Origin of the sequence: Paenibacillus sp. GYB004 (genome assembly GCF_036577605.1) — a bacterium.
Lineage (GTDB): Bacteria > Bacillota > Bacilli > Paenibacillales > NBRC-103111 > Paenibacillus_AB > Paenibacillus_AB oceani.
Genome location: NZ_JARBDB010000004.1, coordinates 213,255 through 235,885, shown reverse-complemented (window position 1 = coordinate 235,885; position 22,631 = coordinate 213,255). Strand labels below are relative to the sequence as shown.

Genomic DNA, 22,631 nt, shown 5'->3' with positions numbered 1-22,631 from the left:
CTTGCCGTCCCTGCCGCCCAGCCCGTCGTACGGCCCGCTCATGACGTGGCGCTTTGCTCCCGGCGGTATTGATCCGGGGACATGCCGACCTGCTTTTTGAACACTCGGCTGAAATGAGCCAAATTATTGTAGCCGACCTGGTAGCATACATCCGTAACCGTACTGTCCTTCCGGTAATAAAAAAGCAGCTTGGCCTGCTTGATGCGTCTATGGCGCAAGTAATCGAAGATCGTCATGCCGGTCATCTCGCGGAACATTCTCGTCAAATAATATTTGCTCATATGAAGCTCGGCTTCCATCTGCTCCAGCGTGACGTCCTGCATGTAATAATTTTCAATAAAGGCGATCATCTTCTGCACGTTCCGTTCTTTTTCCGCCGATATCTTCGGATTGCTCTCCATCGTCTCTTTGCATAAATTGCTGATGAACATCAGCAAATCGTAAAACGCCATCAGGAAACGATTGTAATACGCCTTCTCCTCTTCTTCATAGAAATGGTTGATCCGCAGTAAAATGTTCTCGCAATCCGCAACCTGCTCCTCGCTCAGCCGGATCTGGTGGTTGCGCAGCTCGGTGAACGGTTTGAGCGGCGAGTCCGTGCAGAAGTAAGGGTCGAATACGTGGGCCAGCTGCGGGTCGAACGAAAACCGGGTCTGCACGCAGTCCCATCCCGGTTCCGCCTTCGGACTGTAAGGCGTGATGCCGTTCGTAATGATCATGTCGCCGCGCCCCCAACGGACCGTATGCTCGCCTTGCCTGTAATCGCATTGGCCGCTATGGACGTAATAAAAATGGTATTGGGTGCAGTCGTGGGGAGTGACGCCAGGGTCGCTTTTCTTATACTCATACGTGGCAAAAGGGAAATGCTGACGGGGGTGCCTCATCGATAATCCCTCCAAATTCGATTAGTTGGTTTCGATGGATGGGCAAGATTGATCAAATGATGTTGAGTCTACTGTATCACAATTCCATGGCGGAAATTTGATTTTTATTGCCGGTTCCTGCTCCTCATTTGATTTTTATTGCTCGATTTGCGAATTGGAAAATGGCGGCAGGAGATCCGGAGATGAGGACGAATATGTAGCTTCGTACGTTTCCATATCATGGCGCGGGTGGAGCTTTGCCGGAGTGCAAGGCCGCCATAGACGCGGAAAACTGTCCTCCTTGCGGAAGGGCAGACCCGCATTCCGACGCCGATAACCGGGAGGAACACGATGAACGCTCTGACGGAACAAGAACGCCAGCAAGGATACCGGCTGTTGTTTGACGGCAGCACGCTAGGCGGCTGGGCGGTAACGCGCCAGCCGGAGGAATGGCTCGTCCGCGACGGGAACCTGGTGTGCACCGGAGACAGTCACGGCTATGCGCATACGGAGGATCAGTTTGAGAACTTCATCCTGGAGCTCGAGTACAAGGGAGCGCCCGGGACGAACAGCGGCGTATTTTTCAGATGGACGGATCTGAGCGACCCGGTGAACACCGGACTGGAGATGCAGATCTGGGATACGTTCCACCAGGAGGAAATGGTTAAAAACAGCTCCGGCGCCTTGTACGATCTGGTCGCTCCATCCGTTAACGCCGTGCGGCCGGCGGGAGAGTGGAACCGGATCGTCGTCAAATGCGACGGCAGCATCGTCGAGCTCACGCTGAACGGGATGCTCGTCGTCAAGGCCGATCTCGACCAGTGGACCGTCGCCGGCAAAAACCCGGACGGCACGGACAATAAGTTCAAGTACGCTTGGCGCGACCAGCCCCGCCGGGGACATATCGGGCTGCAAAACCACGGCGGCTACATCGAGTTCCGCAATTTAAAGCTCATCGAGCTGTAGGCGGGTTGTTAAGCAATACAGGTGGAATATGGGAGATCCGCCCCGGGCCGGAGGCCGATCGTCATGGGAAGCGGACGGGGAGCGGTACGAGGCGGAGCCAGGGGCGGGCTCTGGCGGAAGCGCAGCGGAAGAGGGTTAGCGCTCGTATGAGTAGTCGGGGAGCCGGCCGATACCTCTTAAAGGCGGTTTGAGACTCTTATTCGGCCGCTTTGTGCCTATGGGGGCGACTTAAGGGCGGTTTGTACCTCTAATTCCGGCACTCTCGGCGGCAAATGGGGCGTTACGAGGAAAATAGCTGCTGCAAACCGCCCTCATTTTCTCGCCACGACCGATTTCCGACTAAATAAGGGGTACAGATCGCTCCTATTGCCCTCTCCCTTCTTCGGTTCCCCGAAAAAAGGACCTCGGCTCCCACAATGCAGCGGGGTTTGAGGTCCTTTCGTTTGGAAACCGGGGCGTCCCCATGCCATACGAGCACTTTTGGGACAGCCCCAGTCTCATTCTTTATTCGCTTTCACGCAACACTCATGCGCCCCATCAAACCGACCGATTTCGGAAAAACGGGAAGAATAACCAAAAGCTTCTGCGGCGCACCGGGTGGCGCACGGACCGCGGAGTCAGGACCGGCTGCAGCCCCCCTGCCAGAAGCTTGCCGCCGCCAGAACGGTCGTTCACCGGGACGGGCAGTGTCGACCAGGCGGGAGCAGCCGCCTGCTGCGAGGTGACGGCCTGCACCAGATCGGACAGAGCCGGCAATGCCGCTTGCGCTGAAGCGTCTTTCGCGAAAGCATCCGGCGCTTCCTGCACGCCGCCGCGATCCGGCATCAACTGCGACAGCAGCAGCGGAATCTCCAGCTCCCTGTCTCCCCCGCGCCCCTCTGCCGCCGGGATTTCCACAGCGGCTGCGGCCTCTTCCCGCCAGAGCGGATAGATCATTTTCCCTTCTAGCACATGCAGACGTTTCGCAAGCTGAGCGTTTTCCTTCTGCAGCTCCTCGATTTGCTCCAGCAAAACTTTCATCGTAAGTCTCGACTTACGCGACTTTTGTTGCTCTTCTCCAGAACGATCGGACGGCTGCGACGACATTGGATCATTAGCGACTGTTTCGATATGCGGTTCCACGGCTTCGGCCTCCTTCAATAAAATAACTGGACTACTAGATTAGTAGTTTTTATCCTACCGCACTTCCAGTAAGATTACTGTCGAAGGCCGCTGTCAAAAGAGCATTACTTATGGAGACGGGCACGGGACCCGTCCGTTGGGACGTAACGCCTACTTCATGTCGGACATCACGCTTGCCGTCGAAAAACGGCCGACCCCGGCTTCACGCCCTAACCATGTCGGATTTTCACGAGGTTGGACAACAGCCTGTGTACGCCCGTGCAACTCATAGCAGGCCACCCGCGGTTGCCCGGTCACCGGCCCGCAGGCAAAATATCGAAGCTGCACGACCGCGGCAGCTGCTCCAGCTCGCTCATCAGCCGCTTCGCCTCAGGCAGCCTGTCGGATACCGGCCGATCCCCCGCCAACGGCTGTTTGTTGTAAATCTTCCTTAGCTCGGCGTTATACGCCCCTCCTCCGCCCGGCCTGATCACGATGCGATGGGGCTCGAAGGTCAGCACGCCCGTCAAATCCCGAACGATGGCGGAAGAGGAGCTCTCCAGCAGCTGTAACAACTGGTAATCGGTCAGCCCATCCAGCGAAGCGGCTGTGCTCCCGTCCGCCTTAAGCTGCTCCAGCACGGCCCTCGACAATATCTCGTCCGCCGCCAAATAAGCCGGATGCGCAAAAATCCGATTATCGGCCGCAACCGCACGGCAAATATGCAAGGCCGTCTCGTCGTCCGCCGCAATTCGGTTCCCACAAAAGGTGATGCCGCGGATAATGTCCGACGGATGCCTAATGTAAAGACCCGCGCCATACGTATCGCGCAGGAAGCTGTCCAGATGATCGATGCGGATGCCGTCCGATTGGCCGCTAAGCGGAGTATCCTCGTTCAACAGCTCGATCAACCGGGACGCGCATAACCCATGCCTGGCCAAAATCGATGCAACGGGAGCCGACCGGATCACCTCTTCCGTAAGCGCGTGATGGCATTGGCCCAGCGCTTTTTCCACGGAATGCGAGAAGGGCAAGTGCCCGACGTCATGCAAAATGGCTGCGGCATGCAGTTCCCGCCACTCGGGGAACCACCGCTTCGTCAGCGCCCACACCCCCACCGTATGCTCGTATCTTGAATGTGTAACCGGACCGATCAGAGCGCCCGCGCCAAAATGATGCAAATGCTTTAACCTTCTGACAGCGGCGCATTGAAACAGCTCAACCTCGAATGGCTCGGCCGCAATCTCCAACTGATAGACCGGCTCCCACACGGCCGGGGTGGTGAACGTTTGCTCGGTTTGTCTCATGGATCTGGTTATCCTCCTTGCGGGTAAAGTTCGGAGTGTCGAAACTATTTCCTCTCCCGATCGTCTAATCAAGTAAATATAAACTTTAACATTAAAGGGTGTAATTAGGATGCTTCGTATGCAGAGAAAAAGCTTGCTGGCGATAACCGCCGTCCTGATCGGGACGCTCACGGCGGGCTGCATCCAAACATCGCGGGGCAGCTGGGGCAACGGTGCCGGCTCCACGCCAGCCTACGCAGGTCCTGTGATCCAGCAGCCCGTCCAGCTCCGTCTGCTCGATGCGAGCCGAATGCCGGCCGATACGTTCAAGAGCGCCGTAACGGATCTGCTGCTTAAGCGCCAGCCGATGATCACCATCGAGCCGGTCGCCTATCCGGAAGGAACCGACTGGCGGACGCTTCTGGCCGGCGAATCCCCCGATCTTGCGCTTATTCCGCTGTCCGAGCTCGAATCGGGGCAGGCTGCGAACGAATGGCTCGATCTATCCGGCGTCATCCAGGAAATGACCGTTGAAGTTCGCAAGCTCGGTCAGCTTCCGAAGGACACCGATCCGCTTAACGGCGCGGAGAAAATTAGAAGCACCGAAGGGACCTATGGTCTGCTGCCTCCCGGCAAGGGCGCTTCCCTGTATTTTAACAAGGACATCTTCGATAAATTCGGGATTCCTTATCCCGCAGAAGGACTGACCTGGGGCGAGACGAAGGAGCTGACGGCCCGATTGACACGGGTGGACCGGGAGATCCGGTACGTCGGTTTCGCGGCAGACCGCTCTCTCCTGCTGAACCATATGTCGAAGCTGGCTCCGCTGGCCAATCCGCAATCCGAACGGGCGCAGTTGATGAGCGAAAGGTGGATTCCATGGCTGGCCGCTTTGAAATCGGTATACGATGTACCCGGCATGGAAGTCGAAGGGATGGGCCGGGACCTTAGCAAAAACCGGTTTATCCAAAAAGGAGATGTCGCCATGTGGGCCGGCAACTTCATCTACCCGCCTCTTGAGCAAATGCAGCGTCGTGTCGGCCGAATCCCGCTTCCTTCCTTTGACATCAAGCTTGAGGGCATCCCGGGATTGCCGGCCGGATACGTTTTCGTGGTTCCGAAGACCGCCCGGCATCCGAAGGAAGCTTTGTACGCTGTCGCCGGCATCGTTACCGCTCCGAGCCGTTCCAGGCTGGAAGCTGCGGCGCTTGGCGAGCTGGGACTCAAGTTCGGCGACGTGCTTGCCGGGCAGAAGGATTTGAACACCGCCTTCCGGGAGGCGGAGGAACTCGTGGAGATTAGGCGCAAAGCCGGGCAGATCAACTAAAGCGCAGGCTTGGACGGGGAATGGCGGTTACGACTGATCGAGCCGGATCGTGTAAGAGCGGACCGGCCGTGCGAAGTCGTCCGCCAGCATATCCAGATACACCGTGTCCACTCTGCGGTTCCCGGACCTTATCAGCTCGCGCCGCCGGCCGATCTCGCGAAAGCCGCATGCCTGCAAGCAGTTCAGCTTCGCCTGCTGGTCGTGCAGCGCCCATACCGTTACCGCGTACAAGTTTAATATATGAAAGCCGTATTCCAGCAGCAAGCCGGCCGCCTCCTGCCCGCAGCCGTTCGTCCAAAACTCCAAATCGCCGGGAGCGAGCACAGAAACCCGGATTGGTTCAGATGGCTGACCCCGGTTATACTCCCGACGCCCAGCAGGCGTTCTTGTTCGGCCGATACGATCGCATAATGATAGCCGTGCTTCATCATCTCTTCCACGTCGTCCCGCGTCTTCTCCAGCGAGCATGAGTTTGTACCGCTGTCCCAGTACGGCGTGAGCGCGGGATCGTTCCTCCATCCGGCGATAGGCTCCGCATCCTCCGACAGGAGCGGGGATAAATATACGTGTTTCCCCGGCACCCGCCGCCAATGACTCCTCATGTCGCATCCGCCCCCTCCTTCATAAAATCGTCCGCGAGCATATCCATCCAGACGATATCGTACCGGCGCCCGGCGATCAGTTTGGCTTTCCGCCTGCGCCCGATTTCGCGAAACCCGCATTTCTCGTAACACCGGATCGCCGCCTTGTTGTACTCGTATACGCCCAGCTCGACATTGTGCAGGTGCAGCTCCATGAAGCCATAATGAAGCAGCAGCCGAACCGCTTCCTGCCCGTACCCTTTGTGCCGAAATTCCGGGTCCCCGATCGAAATGACGAGGCTGGCGTAGCGATGATGCTCATTGACGCCGGTTAGCGCACAGATCCCGACGAACCGCTCAGCCGCCCGATCCACGATCGCAAAATGGTGACCGGCTGCACTCATGCTTTGCAGCGATTGGCGAACCTTCGGAAGCGGGAACATTTCAGCAGCATGCCCCGTCAGTATCGAAAAATCCAGGTCGTTGTTCCACTCCGCCAGCTTCTCTGCATCCTCCGGATCAAGCGGGGATAAATAAAGCCGCTCCCCTTCGATTCGTTTGTAATACGGCACCGCTTCGCACCTCGTCTCCATATGGAAATGAATGTATAACCAAACGTAACAGCCCCCTGCTCGGGGAACAAGGGAACGAATTGTTACAGACATATTATCCGGGGCCGGCGGAGCAAGAGATCGATTCGTTGCAGGCCGACGCTAGCGATGAGGGCCGATTTCGATCGCGGCACATGCTCCTTGTCCTCAGCCATTCGGCGGTAATCGGAAGCGAATCGTTTTTCCGGGCATTCATCGTGTACGCCGCTCAAATCCCATACATTTCCTGAAGCACTGAAGCAAAATATTGCAACTTCGTCCTATTGGATACTCGTCGACTCCCACCTTGCCATCGTTAACCTTTGGCGGTACGTCCTCACGAAATTCCCAGGACACGACCTAGAAATGGAACAAATTGGATGATATAATGGGAGGATCAGACATGATTTTGGCGGGAATCTGGCGAGGTTTCGGGAGTATGGCGGGAGGGCGGGGGTTGTCTATAAATGTACGGAGGCGGGGGATCAAATGAAATGGCAAATTGTACTTTTCGCAGTTGGAGCGGGGATCTTTGCATTTACCGAAAACTATTGGGTGGCCGGATTATGCTTACTTGCAGCTATCATGAAAACGATTCGGTACAGGCTGGATAAGAAAATCAACGAATGAGAACGGAAACGGGCCGCAGAATGTTCAGTGTCGCCCGGGAACGTGGCTTATTGCACAAGCAGCTTGGAGCGTCGCTGAAGAAATGCCCGGTGTCATCTATTAATATGACTCGTTGCAAGCAGCTTCAAACGTCGCTGCAATTAAAGGTATTGGGGGATAAGAGCGGTTTGCCGCTCTTATTTTCGTCATTGGCGGGCTTTTCGCAAAAATAGGGGTGGTTTGCACCCCTTATCAAGCCGCGGAAACGAAGAATTCGTTCCCGGCTCGCGAAATAAGAGCTACAAACCACCTTTATCGCCGCCGATTCCGGCCATTTGCAGCAAATAGAAGCTGCAAATCGCTTCTATTCGTGCCGGCTCGCCCCATCGCCCGCAAACTTGCGGCCATAGGCTGGGGCGCATTCGGAGCTGCGCGCAGCTTGCAGCTTCCGGCCGGGGGCCACGCGCAGCAGCGTGGTGTGGCGCGGCCTGCTACTGCGTGGACGGACGCGGCCTATGGCGCGTGCCTGCTGCTGCGTGGACATCGCCTCGAGGGCGCGGCCTATGGCGCAACCTGCTTCGCGCGGACCCCACCTCGCGGCCGCGACCCCGCCGCAGCGGCACAGTCCAAACGCCGCAGGCCCGGCTCACTTGTACCACTGCGACTGCAGCCCCCACATCCGCGCATACTCGCCGCCAGCGGCGAGCAGCTCCTCGTGAGTGCCGAGCTCCGCCAGCTTGCCGTCCTGCAGCACCATGACCCGGTCGCACAGCCGGGCCATCCCGAGCCGGTGCGACACCAGGATCGCGGTGCGGCTGCCGGCCATCGCCGCGAACCGCTCGAACACGTCCGTCTCGGCCTTCGGGTCGAGCGCGGCCGTCGGTTCGTCCAGCACGACGAGCGATGCGTCGCGCATGAACGCCCGGGAGATCGCGACGCGCTGCCACTGGCCGCCGGACAGATCGGTACCGCCCGCAAATCTGCGCGTAAGCGGCGTCTCGAAGCCGGACGGCAAGCCGGCCGCCACCTCGTCCGCGCCGCCGAGCGCCGACGCCTGCTGCACCGCCTGCATATCGCCGGCCTGATCGGCCTTGCCGAAGCCGACATTATCCCGCAGCGTGAACGCATAGCGGATAAAGTCTTGGAACACCGCGGCAGACCGCATGCGCAGCTGCTTCAAATCGAGCCGGGACAAATCTCGGCCGCCGTAATAAACGCTGCCCGTAACCGGCTGGTATAGGCCGAGCAGCACTTTGACCAGCGTCGTCTTGCCGGAGCCGTTGGTGCCGATCAGCGCGATCCGCTCACCCTCGCGCAGCGTAAACGAAATACCGGTCAAGCTGTCTCTCTCGCTCGTCGGATACCGGTAAGAGACGTTCTCCACCTGGATGTCTCCGATCCTCGGCAGTTCCTCCCCGCTGGCGGGTTCCTCCGGCCCCAAATCCAAATATATGAACAAATCTTCCATGCAAAGCAGCTTGTCGCGAAAATAGCCGAATCGCCCGGTGACCCGTCCGACGTTATCCTTCAACGTCTGCAGGGCAAACAGTGTAGCGCCGAACTGAGCCGCAGACAATTCGCCCCGCAAGACGGTCCAGGCCGTCCAGGCGACGCCGGCTCCGAGGCCGACCGCCCCCAGCGCCGAAAGCCCCGCGCGGACGGACTGCTGGCTGCGTTCCTGCCGGTACAACGTATCGGCCACTTGCCAGTACAGCCGGTCCCACCAGCGGATCAGCGCCGGGGCCGACCCGAACGTTCGCACTTCCTTCGCCGCCCCGTTGGACGTCACCGTCCGGGACAAGTAGTTCATGATCCGCTCCGGCTCCGTCTGCTTCCGCTTCAGGAAAAAAGCCGACTTCGTCTGCACGAAACTGGCGACCGAATCGGGAAGCGCGACGACGATGATGGCGATTAGCAGCCACACGTTCCAGACGCCGATGAGCGCGGCGATCGAGACGATCCGGATGAATCCGGTGGTCGTATTGTAGAAATCCATGATCAAATTGTGAAACTGCCCGGGTTCCGCCATCTTGCGGGCGCGCTTCAACAAATCGTGAAAGTCGGCCCGTTCGAACGCCTCGAGCCGAAGACGGCCGGCTTTGCCCTGCAGTTGCCGGAGCAGCCGATCTTCCATCTCCTGACGAAGCTGCTCCGTGAAGATTGCTTCGATCGGATTTATCGCCTGCTGAACCAGCGTAAGCGCCGCCCATATGGCGATCCATTCCATCAGCGGGCCGGTTCCGGCCGTTCCGTCGTACACATGAATAATCTCGCTGAATATGCGGGCGGTAATAAACACGTGAACGGTAGGAAATACGCCTCTGACCGCGTTTAATCCCATCGATAGTAAAGCCCGCAGCGGATCGGTCGCGATCATCCACTTCATGAATCGGAACAACGTAACGAGAGTCGCCAGCCGTTTTACCGGTACCATTGGGATTGCACCTCCCACATTTGGGCGTATGAGCCGTTAGCGGCGATTAATTCGTCATGGGTGCCGTCCTCGATGATCCGCCCTTCCCTCAGGACGACGATCCGGTCGGCCAGCCTCGCCGAACCGAGCCGGTGACTGATGAGCAGCACCGCGCGATCCCGGATGCCGTTTACAAATTGCTCGTAGATCTCAGCCTCCGCTTTCGCGTCGAGCGCAGCCGTCGGCTCGTCAAGAATAAGCAATTGCGGGTCCCTCATAAAGGTCCGGCTAATCGCGATGCGCTGCCACTGCCCTTGCGACAACCCCTGGCTGCCCTCGAACAAGTGCCCGACGGGCGTGTCGTAACCCTTCGGCAAACCGGATATAAATTCAGCCGCTCCGCCTCGCCGGGACGCCGAGATGACCTTCTCCCTGCCCGCCTCGGCGTCCTCCGCGAACACCTCCGGATCTCCCAGAGCGATGCTTTGCCCCGCTGTAAACGAAAATTTGTAATAGTCCTGATAAGCGGCCGTTACGTTCGCGTGCAGCAGCTCTGCCGGTATGCCGGCATAATCGGTTCCGTCTGCGGTGATCGTGCCTTCGTCCGGCTTGTACAGCCCGAGCAGCAGCTTGACCAGCGTGCTTTTGCCGGCCCCGTTCTCCCCCACCAGGGCGACCCGTTCGCCGGGCCGCAGATGCAGATCGAGCCGGTCCAGAATCGGACGTTCGCGGCCGGGATACGTGAAGCTCACCCCGTTCAGCCGGATGCCCTCCTGCAGTCTGGCCGGAAACATCCCCTCTCCTGCCGCAGCAGCCTGTACAGGCACGTTCAGAAAATCGCGCACATAACCGGTCTCGATGGAATGAACCTGCGTAATCCCGATCGCAAAGCTGATTTGCCCGGCAGCAGTGTCCATTTGGCTCACTCCCCGAAACAACGAGATGAACACGCCCGGCGTAATCCGCTGCGGTCCGAGCCAAACCGCCATAAGCACGACGGTCGCAACCTCCGTCACCCAAAACAACCCGTTGGACGGGATTCCACCCAGTTCCATCTTCGTTTTGATCTTCAGCGCCTTGGCCCGCTGCTCCCGGCGCATCGAGATCCAGCGGTCCGAGAGCGGCTCCGCCAGATCGAATACGCGCATCTCCTTCTGCTCCGCCCGGCCGGTCAGCAGGCCGTCCGTATAAGCGACCTTGCGCTGCTCCTCGGTCTGATCGTATGTAAAGCTCATCCATTTCTGCGATTTCTTCGCACCGTAGATCGCCCGCGGAATCGACACCGCCACCAGTGCGACGGCAAGGCATGGCGATACGTTCCAGAACAAGCCGGCGATCCCGACCACGCTGATCGCGGCCTTTACCAGCAGCAGCGTGTACATAAAAAAGTAGGCGACTTTCCTTCCGGGGTTGTCGCTTCTCGACAGCTTGTCATAGGAAGCGCTTTCTTCATAAAATAAAAGCGGGAGCTGCGAGGCGTGAACCAGCCGCTTGCGACCAAGCGTATGCTCCAGCCGCTGGATCAGTCTCGTCGTACTCGGTTCGCGAAGCCTCCAGATGACCTCGTCGGTCAGCAGCAAGGTGCCTGCAAAGGCAAGCAGCCACGGCATAACGGCCGCGAACGATCCGCCGCCCGCTCCCGCCGCCTGAATGACTCCGTCGATGAGATGCCGGGTTACGTAAATCGTCAGTACGGGCGAGACCCCTTCAAGCAAAGCAAAACCGATCAATGCCGCTGCAGGCCAAGGCGCCGATCGGGCAATGACGGCAAGCGCCCAGCGCAGGTTGTCCGTTATGTCCCGCCAACTCGTCTTTCTGTCGAAATATCCTTCTCTCAAAGGCAACCCTCCCCAAGAATACATTTACTATATTAGGAAAAATGAGGAATGAACAGACTGTTTCGATTGTTTTTTCTGTGTTATAATACACTTAAGGGAAAAACGGAATCAGACAGAAAACGCCATAGACACTGGCAAGCCTCGAGGGAGGCTTGTGCTCCAATGTTTTTTTATTTGAAACGGATCGGCGGCCCCATACCGGCCCTAAGCAGATTCGGCAGATGCCACTGCAGGCCCCCCCGCCTGCGGGGATGTACTGACACGGGTACGTGTTGTTGAAATGGGAATTTTTCACCGGTTGCTTAGGCCGTACAAACCTCTCCCCTCATTCTGATGCCCATGCAAAAAAAGACAACAAGAAGCTTCCGGCTTGTCCAGATGTGCTTCTTGTTGTCTTTTTTATCGTTTGCGGAGCGCGCGGGTGAACACGACCAGGATCGGCGACAACAGCGCGGCCGCCACAAGCAGCGACGCCCGGACCGTAAAACGGTGTCCGACCCAGCCGACCAGCGGGCCGCCTCCCGTCTGGCCCAGCGCATCCGCCTGACCGAGCATCGACAGCACGGTCGCCCGCACCTTGCTCTCGATATTCAGGCTCAGCCATGTGTCATAGATCGGTCCGCTTAGCGTCCCGATGATCCCAACTGCAAGCAGCGAGCCGAGCGCCCAGGCAAAATTCGGAGCCAAGGCGAACGAAGCGATCGCGACGATTCGCAATCCGGTCAACACGAGCATGCCGACGAGTACGACGCGTTTGTTGCTCACGTCGAGACGTTTCTCCGCGAACCGGACCACGAACAGACTGAGGAAAGCGATCAGCGCCGAAATGATCCCGAACCATACCGCCATCGGCATCGACGGACTCGCCGGGAAACCGATCCCGGTAATCAGATGAGCTTCCCACAATCGGTCGTAACCTTCCGAAGCCGCTCCCCCAAATACCGTAACAGCCACCATCATCAGCAAAATCGGCTGCCCCCGCACCGCCTTCGCGCCGGCGATCCATGTCGAGGTCATCTCCCGTAAAGGCGAGGCCGGCCCTTCACGCTCCGGCCGGACAAAACCCGTCTCCTTCATGCGGAGAATGAGAAACAGCCCGAGGCCGATGTAGAGGAGCCCTCCTGTAAGATACGGCAGATGCGTCCCCGCGACGGATAATCCGACGCTGACCGGGATGCCGATCAAGGTGGCGACCAGACTGAGCCGGTTCGCCCGGAGAAACAGCCGCCCGACCCGTTCCTCGCCGATCTCGTCGGTAATCCACGCCTTGTTGGCGCCGCTTATAAACGTGTAGCCGACTCCGGAGACGACCTGCGAGAACAGCAGCCAGGCGATAGCCGGGACGGCCAGCCCGAGCGCATCCAGCCAAGGGATGACGCCTTGCAGGGCGAAGCCTACTCCCAGCGCGAACATCCCCGCGATCACCGACAGCCGCCGGCTGTACGTATCCGCCACTACCCCGGTAATTCCCTCGAAGATCAGCACGGTCAGCTCCAGCACCATCCCGACCAAGAGCAGCTCGAACGGATTCAGGCCCAGTGTCGTAATGTAGTAAAGGGCATACGTAGTAAACATAATCGTATTCGCCAGCGACGAAACGAATTCCATAAGGATATAAACCTGTGAAGCGCGAACAGTCATCGGAGCGATTTCCGCCTTTCCGGCAGACGATATCACATATAAAAGCATCGGCCGCCGGTTGCCCGTTTTGGCGGCTCATCTGCAATAACAGCAATAACGAGTAACGGGGGGGGGGACGGCCGGATTTCTTTTGCGTGCGAATATGCCTGTTTATTTTAGAGTCGTATCCTTGTTGCATCCAAGCGCGCCGCAGCCTCTCAGCCGAACGCAGGGGATGAAGGGAAGCGGATGATTCCCTGCTCATACAATACCTATCATTATAGCGATTTTGGAACAATCCGGTAGAGGAGAAAATGATTGTAGCCAAACTGCACATAAACGCCGGGGGAAAAGGATCGCGTTTGGCACCGTACGCAGCTCGTTCAACATAGAGGGAGCCTGATACCGGCGAGCATAAAATGCCCCGCATGCCCGAGCTCGTGCACCAGCGTAAAGGCGTTCTCATCGTATTCGTCCATGTCATGACGATATAGGAATGCGCCCTGTACGGAGTCGTGCAGGAAGCGCCAGCGGCAAATTATATCAAGTCTTGTTTGCCGATTTCATACTGCGAAAGTTGGCTTATAACATGGGTAAAGTGGCAAGGTTATAACTTGTAGTTATACCCTTGCCACTTATGCGGCCAGCTCTTCCGTCTTACACGCGAGCCGTCGTATGTCCCATCTTGGAAGAAATACGGTCGGCCAACTCGATCAGGACGCCTGCCAGTTCCTTTTCCCGTTCAGGCAAATTTACCTTAGACAACGAGCCGGATACGCTGATCGCCGCCGCAACTGCACCGCTTCTCCCCATGATAGGCACGGCGAGACAGGCGCGGCCAAGCGCGAGCTCCTACCCTCCGTTTGCCTGTGCCTGGCGAATGAGCCGATTGGCTTCCTCCTCGGCCTCCCGCAGCGCCGTATTGCTATCCTTCTCCTTCTCGAACATCGCGTTAAAGGCGGAGTCGAGCGTCTTGTCGACGATACTCTGATACCTGCTGACCGGATAGGAGCCTGCCGGCTTGTCGGTCACCATCGCCTGCAGATTTCGGCTCGCATACTGCGGGACGTCCTTGCCCAATTGCTTCCGCGCGAGTCCTTGCAGCGAAGGGTTGTAGCCTTTGCCTGCCTGGACCAACTGGTACTCCTCCGACGCCAGGAAAGCTGCGGCCAAAAACCCCTGCTCCCGATTTTTGCCTATCGACGTCAAATTGAAATAGTAGTTCAGCATGCCGGAGCTGATTCCCGGCTTACCTTGTACCGCCGGATAAGGCGCAACATCCCAATCGATCTGAGTGTTCAGAATGTAAGCGGCATCAGGAACGAACATGCTGGCGTACATCGCCGAACGGCCATCCGCCCAAAACGTATTCGATATTTGGCCCGGGGTAAGGAACGGATTGTTCGGCAACCGATGGAACAAAGCGAGCATGTCAAACAACTGCTTCCAATTGGTATTGTTCAGCGCCGCCTTCTCGCCCGAGGCATCCACGTAGCCTTGCGAAAGCTGGTTCATCAGAAACACATGGCGCGGAAATGCAAGAAAGCCGTAGTATTGGGCGCCTCCGTCCGTTCTCGACAAGCGGCGAGCCAGATCCAGCGTATCCCCCCATGTTTGGTTCGGACCGGGGTAGGGGACGCCGAATTTGTCGAACAGCTGTTTGTTGTAAAACAGTGCGTTCACCCGCGATTCGTACGGGAGCCCCATGATGCCGCCTCCTCCGAGCTGGCGCATCTCCTCCAGCACGACAGGCTCAATCGCGTTCAAATTGTACTTGTACTTGGTGATCAGATCGCTAATATCCGTCTGCAGCTTCAGATCGTACATCAGCTCGAATGTATTGGCCCGATGGCTTTGGATGAGGTCAATGTTGACCCCCTGCGCAAGCAATTCCTGAAGCGAAGATCCTTTGTCCGGAACGTGCAGCCGGAAATCAAAATTCGGGTACTTCGCTCGGATCGCATCTCCGTAGTAAGCCATAAACTGTTCCCGTTTGTATCCCCCGGTATGAATGTACACATCCAGCACAACCGGCTCGCTGAGCAGCCAATTCAGCTCCTTATCCGCCGTCCCGTTCGCCTCCTTTCCTGTCGGCTTCTCTTCCGCGGAGCCGCAGCCCGCCGCAACGACTAAAGCCAGCATCGCCCCCATTTGCCATGTCCATTTGCCCATTTGTTTATCCCCCTTTGGTTTTGAACCAGTTCACAATGTCAACCTGACGGAAATGCCGCCAATCGCCGTGGCCGCATTCTGTCCCGTTCACGGCCTCGGCCCTGCTGCTCGCGCGGTGCTCCTGCGCATCTCGTCCCTCTTGTCCGTCAACCCGGATTTGCTCGGCAATCGATCCGTTAGCCCGATACAGCTCCCCCCATTGGACTGCATGCCCGGCCATTGGCAGCACAAGGTCCTGCGCGGACCAGATCAGTAGGGCGGGCGGCGCTCCGGCTCTATCGACCATCCGCGCCAGTCGCGACAACACGGATCGCTGCCCGCTGTCTTTTCACTGAACTCCTTAACTTCATCCGTAACGATGCCGTATGCCTGTTTCACCTGCGCCCGGTGTGTATGACGGAACGCATGGCGCAGGTTGCACAGCGGGTATAGGCCGACGATGGCTGACACTGCCTCGGACCCAAGGAGCGCGGCGCTATTGAGAGTCGTCATAAACCCGTTCGATGCACCCAGCATGCAGCAGCGCTCCGTCACCCGGTACGTCGCCCGCATGTGACGGTAAAACGCGGCGCAGGCTTGCCGGCTGCGCTCGTTTCCGTACAGCTGATCCCCTCCGTTTTGCGCACCGCAAACGATAAATTCTTCCTCCAGCAGCGCTTCGATCAACGGATTGGAGTACAGGCGGTAACCGTCCGCCAGCCCTGACATGTAGAAGCCGCCACGCTGCCTATCGACGCCGTACTGGGTTTTGGCCGTAAAATTGGCGGTCCGTTCGCTGCCGTCCATCGTCCAGCCGTTACCATGGTTGCATATAACAAAGGGATGTGGAGCGGAGGATCGCCCATAACTTTCGGGAAACCGGACAAAGCACCATTCGCTGTCCGCCCCTTCACCGTACCGGTAAAAACGCACCTCCCCCATCAGCCGATTCGCTCCCGGATTTGCGCCCAGTCTAAACTAAAAGCCACTATGTCCGGCATATCCGGCACGCGATGCGGCGCATACGTGATGACATGAAGGCGGGTTTCGTCTCCTTCTCCAGTAAATAGATGCTCCGCATAATAGGAATGTCCGATTTGCGAATCATTTTCATCCAGTAGCACGTTGCCGAGCAACGTCAGCGTTTCTGGTTCGAACCGGTATAGCCGCAGTGAGGTTGGCGCTCCTTGAGCGACATTGCGGCACAGCACATACCAGCTACCTTCCCGTTCGAATAGCTTAGGTCTGCCGATATAGGCGATCGAATCGTAAATGTCTGACCATCTATTTTCTCCGATGCGGCGAAACTCCCGGTCTGTCCGGTATGCCCGTGTCGCCTGATTGTCGCCGCGGGCCACGATTACGTAGCCGTCCTGGTAGGCCAGCAGCGCGCATTCGTTGAACGCAAAGTCGAACTCATCGCTCAGATTGCGGATATGCGACCAACTATGGCCGGAATCCTTTGATCGCAGCGCATGCACTGCCCTTCTGCCGCCTGTCAACTCGGGAAACGACATGGTCAGCAGATCAACCGCGACTTCTGCCGGTCCTGTCTGCTCCGCCACCAGATCCGACTTGTTTTCTCTTCCGGTCCATTGCGCATCATCCAACGCATAACCGTAGCCATAACCCCCGGCTTGCGGAAACCAGCCCTCGTCGCGAAACATTTCGCCTTCGTCATCGGAGCGGTAGACGCGCAGGCCCATCCGCATCTTGCCGCCGCCCGGACGCTGAACATCAACCGAGAGCGTTATGGTTCCGTCAGGCATGCGGGCAAGCTCCGGATTTTGATGAATCCAGCCGGTTGTACGGTTTATCGTCCGCCTTGACAACACTTCCCCGGAGTCCGGGTCATACCTGAGCATCTCCAGCGACGCCTCCGGGTCGAGCGCATGCCGGTCGCCGTTTTTGTACGCGATCAGCAGCGTGCCGTCCAGCAGCCGCAGCACTGTAGGAAAGGCATAATAACGCGTTGGACCGCCGCTCCCGTTGTCGGTTAAAATGCGTGTCTGCTTGTAAAGCGCATTCATATTCATGGGGCTGTCACCTCTTGTCCGCATTCTTTAGCATATCGAACAATCGTTTCATACAAACACCGAACGGCCGGTTCGTCCGCTTGACGGAGTCCGGGCAGCGGTCGCCGCGGCTCCCCACAATCGACGCCGCGCAGCCGCAAAATCCCCTTGACCGCCGCGAACAAGCCGATGGAACGAATCTCCGTTATGATGTCATTCACAATAAACTGCCAGCGCTGCGCCTCCTCCACATGTCCGAGCCGATATTCACGCTCCAGCTTCAGGAACAGCTCCGGCATTGCTCCGTACGTGCCGCCGATCCCGGCGTCCGCTCCCATGATGCGTCCGGCCACGTACTGCTGGTCCGGTCCGTTGAAGACGAGAAACTTTTCGCCGCCGATTGATTTGAACCGCTGCAGCTCGTACGTATCAAACGTCGTCATTTTGATGCCGATCAGCCGCTCGTGACGCAGCATGTCACGCAGCATGCTTTCCGTCATGCGAAAGCCGGTCGCAGATGGGATGTAGTACAGAATAAATGGCAGTGCAGCGCTTTCCATCACAGAAAGCCAGTACTCCTTGACCGTTTCCTCCGTGTAGGTGTAATAAAACGGCGGGATCGACGACACGGCGTCCGCTCCGCTTGTTTCCGCATGCCGGGCCAGTCGGATTGCCGCAGCCGTCGTGGCTGCGCCGACATGAACGGTGACAGTTGCGGTCCCCCCGCTCTCCTCCAGAACCGCCTCCAGCGTCCGCTCGCGCTCCTCCTCCGTTTGCAAGATCCCTTCTCCCGTCCCGCCGCCGACATAAAGCCCGCGAATGCCGGCATCCAGCAAATGCCGCGTCAGCCGTCTGACGGAGACGGACGAAACGTTCCCGTACGCATCGTAGCAGGCAGGCATCGCGACATGAATGCCGGAAAAACGGTCAGCTTGCTTGATTGTCATTATAAGTCCTCCGTATTCGGAAGCATGAACGGAAAACCGCCCCCTGCCAATCCGGGTTTGCGGTTTACGGCTAGTCCGTTGTTGATAGGGACTCGATTAACGTTCACGTTCACTAGGTTGTTGTGATGCATAGTACAATACAAAGCGTTTGCAGTTCTGTAAAAGCAGCCAACTTGCAAATTCGCCCTTTTAACCAAATTATATTATCTAATTTCATTTTATGCAATATAATTTCATAATACAGTATTTAAATTCGAATAATTCATAACTTCACATCCATTGATACCAGATTATCCGGCCATAAAGCAAAGCAAGGCCGCATCAGCATATGGAATACCTGAACAGAAACGAATAACCACTGTCTAAGCGTCGTTGTGAAGGGGGCGGGCGTTTTCCTGCTTATAACCTTCTGCCCCCCCCTATGTGCAGGGAAACCGGAAGTAAAACTTCCGCTAAACCAGGTAACAGGCTGAAAAAGCAGGCAAACCGGAAGAACGATTTCCGTTATTGGTACGAAATTGGGCGGATGAGCTTTCATCCGACGAAAAAACGGAAACGTTTCTTCCGCTATCATCAAAAATGCCGGGCCGTATCCGGGATAGAGGAAGCTTTTCTTCCGCTAAGATTAATTAGCTTGGTGAGGCTTGAAGCGAACCGGGGGCGTGCAGGGGGTGCAGGGAGTGTGCAGGGAGTAGTGTGCAAAGAACGTGCAAGGGTACGGGCGCGCTGGGGCGTGCAAGGAGCGCGCGCTGGGGGGCTACGGGTGCAAAGGCATGCTAAGGGCGTACTCAGGGCGTACTAAGGGCATGTAAAGAGCGTGTAAAGGGCGTGCTAGGGGCGTGCAAATCATGTTAGGGAGCCGGGGGACCGTGCGGGGGGCGTGCTAAGAGCGTTCGGGGGGCCTGCTCCCCTTACCTTCACTCGTAATTGCTCCAATCCGCACCTTTACAAGCCGAAAGCAATACGATATACCATGCACCCTGACATTAGCCTAGAAAGGTGATGGAGAACTATGACGACCGGACACGTTACCCATTATTACGCCGGCGGCAACACCGCCCGGGGCTTCGCGAACCAGATCGATTCGTCCCTCCAGGGACTGGAGCGGCTGTACATTTTGCAAGGAGGACCGGGGACCGGGAAATCGACGATCATACGCGAGGTCGGCGCCCGGATGACGGAGAGCGGCTTCGATATTTGGCTCCTCCACCGGCCGTCGGACAACGACGCCTTGGACGGGGTCATCATTCCGGCGCTAAAAACCGGCGTCGTCAACGGCATGCCGCCGCGCGTCGTCCATCCCAGACTGCCGGCAGATAACGTCCGCTACGTCAATCTGGACGAAGCGTTCGACGAGGGCCGGCTCGCGTCGGGTAAGTCCGCAATCGACAGCTTGAGCGAGCAAATCGCCTTCGCGCACTCTCGCGCTTACTCCGGCTTTGCCGAAGCGCTCCGCATCCATGACGATTGGGAAGCCGTCTATATTGCCAATATGGATTTCGAGGCGGCGGATCAGTTGACCACCCGGTATATCCGGCAATTGTTCGGCGGCAACCGGCCGGGGAAATCGGGCCGGGTGGACCACCGCTTCCTTGGAGCGGCTACACCGCGCGGCGCGGTTGATTTTGTCCCGAATCTGACGGAGGGACTGAAGCGCTACTTCATCAAGGGCCGGCCCGGCTCCGGCAAATCGACGATGTTGAAGAAGCTCGCAGCCGCAGGCAGCGAGCGCGGCTTCGACGTCGAAGTGTACCACTGCGGATTCGATCCGAACAGCCTTGATATGGTCATCGTGCGGGAGCTCGGGTTCGCGATTTTCGACAGCACCGCGCCCCACGAATATTTCCCCGAGCGCGACACCGACGAGATTGTCGATATGTACGCACATTGCATCAAGCCCGGAACGGACGAGAAGTACGCGGCTGCGATCAGCGGCTTCAAGGACCGGTATTCCGCAAAGATGAAAGAGTCCATCGGACATTTGGCGCAAGCCAAAACGCTGCAGGATGAGCAAACGGCGCTGTATCGTTCGGCGGTTGATACTCGCCTGGCCGACGAGATCCGGGACCGGATCGTCGGGGAGATCACTCTCCTGACCGCGGACGCGACTTAAGCCGGGCGGCGGGACGCTAGCTCCACCCGCAAGTTGATGTGGGGGAAGCCGAGGTTCGGGTTCGGGGTTTGGTTCGGGTTCGGGCTCCCGGGTTTGAGTCTTGGGCTTTCGGCTTCATCCCTGGTTTTCAGCCCCGGCTTTCGGCTTCCGGCATCAGCTCCGGCTCCGGTTTGAGCTCTGGCTTTGCTTTCAGTTGCGGCTGCTGCTCCGGTCCCGGCCCCCGGCTCCGCCTCTGCTTCTGTCCCCGCCTCCCCCGGCCCTTACACTAGACAGCAACGGGACGCTTTGCACCGGCAGAGCGTCCCGTTCCTCTTTTTTACATCAAATAAAACGACCCCATGTTGTTGTCCGTCAAATGATAATCGAGCGACAGCGTCACCAGCGCGTTGGTCAGCGCTCCGCTGCACGATACATACGCATCCGCCCCGGATACGACGAAATCGAGCGAGACTGCAAGTGCCCCCGCCTGCGCCACGTCCACACGCGGCAAAGTCATCGTCCAGCTGCCGTTCGACGCTTTGAATGCGGTATACACCCTTTGCGCCGTTACCGTCTGGCCGGGGACGTTCTGAGTATCTACGATCGTATACGATACTTGCAGCCTCAGCCAACCGAGCCTCGCCGGACTAAAACTTTGAAACCTAGCGATCACGTCGCCGGCCGCCATATTTCTCACACCGGTATACCGGATTCCGTCCTGATGCACGTACGATTCCGCATCCAGCGGGAGATCGATCCCTTTCGGGATCGCGCTCGTCGAGTAACAGACGATCTCCTGGCCGAGCTGGCTGTCGGCCGCGTGTCCGGCCGGATGCTTCCCGTCCCGGCCAAGCAAAAACCCGAACACCGTAGAGCGGTACAACAGCGGATAAAGCAGCGCCCGGTCGGACAACACTTCAATTGAGCCGTCCTTGACGGAAACTTTGACCAGCTTGTGATAATAGGCGCTGTACAGCGGCGACGTCTGGTCGTAAGACGTTCCGATCAGGTAGTCTCCAATCCTCACATGAGTCGCCATATTGAGGTACTCGCCGATCTTCACGGGCGTTCCGGAGGAGATGTCCAGTGCAACCGTTTTGGCATACAGCGTACTGTACCCGCCGAGCGTCATGATGCCGTTGTAGACCGCGGCGTACCGCGGCTTGACCACGCCGGGAAACGAATAGACGCCCCGGGCGAATACGTCGCCGTTCTGGTCGATATCCAGCCTCGTGACATTGTTCGTATCCGTATGCGTGATCAGGTAGTGAACCGACCCGTACGAGACGATCGACGCATTGCCCGCAGCGCCTGCGCTGAATTGGGTCTCGCGGGACGGCACGCCGTTCACCAGATCGTACCGGTCGATCTTCCCCGCCCCCCAGTTGCAGGCGTACAAGCGTCCGTTAATGATCCGGCACGACTGCACGAAGCCGCTGTACTTGCGGGTATGTTCCAGCTTGAACTGCAGCGAAGCGTCGATAATCCGGTACACCTTGATCTTGCCGCCGGTAAAAACGAACAGGTCGTCGTTATGAATCGTCATCGCCCGGGCATCGGCGCCGACTCCAAGCTCGATCTGCGACACGACCTTCAGCTCGTTGTCACCCGTCGGCCTGACGACGCAAATATACGACTGGTCGGCCAGTGAATAGCTGCCCTTAAACAAGCAGTAAAGCGCGCCCTTGTAAGGAATAATCACTTCCGATTCGTTGGCGATCTGGCCGGCCGGAGGCACCGGTTTTACACGGGCATACTCGTAAATTCCGCTGTCGCCGAGCGCTTCGCCGACGCCCCGCTCATACACGGCCGCCCACGCGCCCTCTCCGATCCCGCCGTCCCCGGACGGACTGCCCGATACGGTCGTATGAGGAAGCGTCCCCGTCCAGCGATAGCCGGTGATCCGGCAGCCGTCGGCTTCGGCGAACTCCAAAATTTGCTCAGCCGAGCCAATCTCGACCCCGGCCCGAAAATGGCCCATCAGCTTCATGCCGCAGCATTCCCCTTCGCTTCCATATACGGATTCGGTAACAGACGTGCCGTACACGCTGCCGAGATACAAGCTGCCGGCTGCTAGCATCCCGCCAGCCCCTAAACCTGCGATCAGCGCCCTTCTGCTGATCGTGCGCGAACCTTCTTCGTTCCTTGTGCGGCCTTCTCCATCTTGCCCGTCCTGAGGCTGTGTACCGGTGAAGTGCTGGTCCCCTGACATAAGGATCTCCTCCCGCATGA

The 22,631-nt window shown here is 58.0% G+C and carries 19 protein-coding genes and 1 pseudogene; 4 read left to right on the top strand and 16 right to left on the bottom strand.

Annotation, left to right across the window (positions count from 1 at the left end; genetic code table 11):
* Window positions 1-38 precede the first annotated feature (38 nt).
* Window positions 39-884, bottom strand: a complete 846-nt coding sequence (locus PV433_RS03045) for a helix-turn-helix transcriptional regulator (RefSeq protein WP_332070719.1) — start codon at window positions 882-884, stop codon at window positions 39-41.
* 330 nt (window positions 885-1,214) lie between these two features.
* On the opposite strand from PV433_RS03045, the gene PV433_RS03040 reads away from it, so the two are divergent.
* Window positions 1,215-1,829, top strand: a complete 615-nt coding sequence (locus PV433_RS03040) for a 3-keto-disaccharide hydrolase (protein ID WP_332070718.1) — start codon at window positions 1,215-1,217, stop codon at window positions 1,827-1,829.
* A 537-nt stretch (window positions 1,830-2,366) separates the two neighbouring features.
* Here the strand turns inward: PV433_RS03040 and PV433_RS03035 are convergent.
* Both PV433_RS03035 and PV433_RS03030 read right to left on the bottom strand, forming a co-directional pair.
* Complete coding sequence (locus PV433_RS03035; protein WP_332070717.1) at window positions 2,367-2,951, bottom strand: hypothetical protein; 585 nt, start codon at window positions 2,949-2,951, stop codon at window positions 2,367-2,369.
* A 293-nt stretch (window positions 2,952-3,244) separates the two neighbouring features.
* On the bottom strand, window positions 3,245-4,237 hold the full coding sequence (locus PV433_RS03030; RefSeq protein WP_332070716.1) for an HD domain-containing protein: 993 nt from the start codon (window positions 4,235-4,237) through the stop codon (window positions 3,245-3,247).
* 118 nt (window positions 4,238-4,355) lie between these two features.
* On the opposite strand from PV433_RS03030, the gene PV433_RS03025 reads away from it, so the two are divergent.
* A complete protein-coding gene (locus tag PV433_RS03025; RefSeq protein ID WP_332070715.1) occupies window positions 4,356-5,543 on the top strand; it encodes an ABC transporter substrate-binding protein in 1,188 nt (395 codons plus the stop codon).
* A 27-nt stretch (window positions 5,544-5,570) separates the two neighbouring features.
* Here PV433_RS03025 and PV433_RS03020 read toward each other — a convergent pair whose 3' ends face one another.
* Genes PV433_RS03020 through PV433_RS03010 form a run of 3 tightly spaced genes read right to left on the bottom strand, consistent with a single transcriptional unit; the run spans window position 5,571 to window position 6,696 of the window.
* Window positions 5,571-5,807 (bottom strand): GNAT family N-acetyltransferase, encoded by a 237-nt coding sequence (locus PV433_RS03020; RefSeq protein WP_332070714.1) that lies wholly within the window; start codon window positions 5,805-5,807, stop codon window positions 5,571-5,573.
* Window positions 5,777-6,145, bottom strand: a complete 369-nt coding sequence (locus tag PV433_RS03015) for a GNAT family N-acetyltransferase (protein WP_332070713.1) — start codon at window positions 6,143-6,145, stop codon at window positions 5,777-5,779. The genes PV433_RS03020 and PV433_RS03015 overlap by 31 nt, the downstream gene beginning before the upstream one ends.
* On the bottom strand, window positions 6,142-6,696 hold the full coding sequence (locus PV433_RS03010) for a GNAT family N-acetyltransferase (RefSeq protein WP_332070712.1): 555 nt from the start codon (window positions 6,694-6,696) through the stop codon (window positions 6,142-6,144). Before PV433_RS03010 ends, PV433_RS03015 begins: the two co-directional genes overlap by 4 nt.
* Before the next feature lie 507 nt (window positions 6,697-7,203).
* Here PV433_RS03010 and PV433_RS03005 point away from each other — a divergent pair.
* Complete coding sequence (locus PV433_RS03005) at window positions 7,204-7,344, top strand: hypothetical protein (RefSeq protein ID WP_332070711.1); 141 nt, start codon at window positions 7,204-7,206, stop codon at window positions 7,342-7,344.
* A gap of 625 nt (window positions 7,345-7,969) precedes the next feature.
* On the opposite strand, the gene PV433_RS03000 is transcribed toward PV433_RS03005, so the two are convergent.
* The 9 genes and pseudogenes from PV433_RS03000 to PV433_RS02960 form a co-directional block, all read right to left on the bottom strand.
* Window positions 7,970-9,757, bottom strand: a complete 1,788-nt coding sequence (locus PV433_RS03000) for an ABC transporter ATP-binding protein (RefSeq protein ID WP_332070710.1) — start codon at window positions 9,755-9,757, stop codon at window positions 7,970-7,972.
* A complete protein-coding gene (locus PV433_RS02995) occupies window positions 9,745-11,574 on the bottom strand; it encodes an ABC transporter ATP-binding protein (protein WP_332070709.1) in 1,830 nt (609 codons plus the stop codon). Before PV433_RS02995 ends, PV433_RS03000 begins: the two co-directional genes overlap by 13 nt.
* Before the next feature lie 399 nt (window positions 11,575-11,973).
* Complete coding sequence (locus PV433_RS02990) at window positions 11,974-13,182, bottom strand: MFS transporter (protein ID WP_332070708.1); 1,209 nt, start codon at window positions 13,180-13,182, stop codon at window positions 11,974-11,976.
* A 669-nt stretch (window positions 13,183-13,851) separates the two neighbouring features.
* Window positions 13,852-14,031: pseudogene (locus PV433_RS02985) on the bottom strand (IclR family transcriptional regulator domain-containing protein); the annotation flags it as partial.
* A 15-nt stretch (window positions 14,032-14,046) separates the two neighbouring features.
* Window positions 14,047-15,366, bottom strand: coding sequence for an ABC transporter substrate-binding protein (locus PV433_RS02980; protein ID WP_332070707.1), 1,320 nt, complete (start codon window positions 15,364-15,366; stop codon window positions 14,047-14,049).
* 4 nt (window positions 15,367-15,370) lie between these two features.
* A complete protein-coding gene (locus tag PV433_RS02975) occupies window positions 15,371-15,586 on the bottom strand; it encodes a hypothetical protein (protein ID WP_332070706.1) in 216 nt (71 codons plus the stop codon).
* 29 nt (window positions 15,587-15,615) lie between these two features.
* Window positions 15,616-16,287, bottom strand: a complete 672-nt coding sequence (locus PV433_RS02970; protein WP_332070705.1) for a hypothetical protein — start codon at window positions 16,285-16,287, stop codon at window positions 15,616-15,618.
* Window positions 16,287-17,381, bottom strand: coding sequence for a sialidase family protein (locus PV433_RS02965; RefSeq protein WP_332070704.1), 1,095 nt, complete (start codon window positions 17,379-17,381; stop codon window positions 16,287-16,289). Before PV433_RS02965 ends, PV433_RS02970 begins: the two co-directional genes overlap by 1 nt.
* On the bottom strand, window positions 17,378-18,307 hold the full coding sequence (locus PV433_RS02960) for a dihydrodipicolinate synthase family protein (RefSeq protein ID WP_332070703.1): 930 nt from the start codon (window positions 18,305-18,307) through the stop codon (window positions 17,378-17,380). The genes PV433_RS02965 and PV433_RS02960 overlap by 4 nt, the downstream gene beginning before the upstream one ends.
* A 1,012-nt stretch (window positions 18,308-19,319) precedes the next feature.
* Here PV433_RS02960 and PV433_RS02955 point away from each other — a divergent pair.
* Complete coding sequence (locus PV433_RS02955; RefSeq protein WP_332070702.1) at window positions 19,320-20,420, top strand: PRK06851 family protein; 1,101 nt, start codon at window positions 19,320-19,322, stop codon at window positions 20,418-20,420.
* A gap of 316 nt (window positions 20,421-20,736) precedes the next feature.
* Here PV433_RS02955 and PV433_RS02950 read toward each other — a convergent pair whose 3' ends face one another.
* On the bottom strand, window positions 20,737-22,611 hold the full coding sequence (locus PV433_RS02950; RefSeq protein ID WP_332070701.1) for a hypothetical protein: 1,875 nt from the start codon (window positions 22,609-22,611) through the stop codon (window positions 20,737-20,739).
* Window positions 22,612-22,631 lie beyond the last annotated feature (20 nt).

Coding starts and splice junctions, on each gene's coding strand:
- PV433_RS02990 (WP_332070708.1), bottom strand. CDS start 13,182: ATGGAATTCGTTTCGTCGCTGGCGAATACGATTATGTTTACTACGTAT.
- PV433_RS02970 (WP_332070705.1), bottom strand. CDS start 16,287: ATGGGGGAGGTGCGTTTTTACCGGTACGGTGAAGGGGCGGACAGCGAA.
- PV433_RS03040 (WP_332070718.1), top strand. CDS start 1,215: ATGAACGCTCTGACGGAACAAGAACGCCAGCAAGGATACCGGCTGTTG.
- PV433_RS03025 (WP_332070715.1), top strand. CDS start 4,356: ATGCAGAGAAAAAGCTTGCTGGCGATAACCGCCGTCCTGATCGGGACG.
- PV433_RS02980 (WP_332070707.1), bottom strand. CDS start 15,366: ATGGGCAAATGGACATGGCAAATGGGGGCGATGCTGGCTTTAGTCGTT.
- PV433_RS02965 (WP_332070704.1), bottom strand. CDS start 17,381: ATGAATATGAATGCGCTTTACAAGCAGACACGCATTTTAACCGACAAC.
- PV433_RS02960 (WP_332070703.1), bottom strand. CDS start 18,307: ATGACAATCAAGCAAGCTGACCGTTTTTCCGGCATTCATGTCGCGATG.
- PV433_RS03005 (WP_332070711.1), top strand. CDS start 7,204: ATGAAATGGCAAATTGTACTTTTCGCAGTTGGAGCGGGGATCTTTGCA.
- PV433_RS03045 (WP_332070719.1), bottom strand. CDS start 884: ATGAGGCACCCCCGTCAGCATTTCCCTTTTGCCACGTATGAGTATAAG.
- PV433_RS03000 (WP_332070710.1), bottom strand. CDS start 9,757: ATGGTACCGGTAAAACGGCTGGCGACTCTCGTTACGTTGTTCCGATTC.
- PV433_RS02955 (WP_332070702.1), top strand. CDS start 19,320: ATGACGACCGGACACGTTACCCATTATTACGCCGGCGGCAACACCGCC.
- PV433_RS03015 (WP_332070713.1), bottom strand. CDS start 6,145: ATGAGGAGTCATTGGCGGCGGGTGCCGGGGAAACACGTATATTTATCC.
- PV433_RS02950 (WP_332070701.1), bottom strand. CDS start 22,611: ATGTCAGGGGACCAGCACTTCACCGGTACACAGCCTCAGGACGGGCAA.
- PV433_RS03030 (WP_332070716.1), bottom strand. CDS start 4,237: ATGAGACAAACCGAGCAAACGTTCACCACCCCGGCCGTGTGGGAGCCG.
- PV433_RS02975 (WP_332070706.1), bottom strand. CDS start 15,586: ATGGCCGGGCATGCAGTCCAATGGGGGGAGCTGTATCGGGCTAACGGA.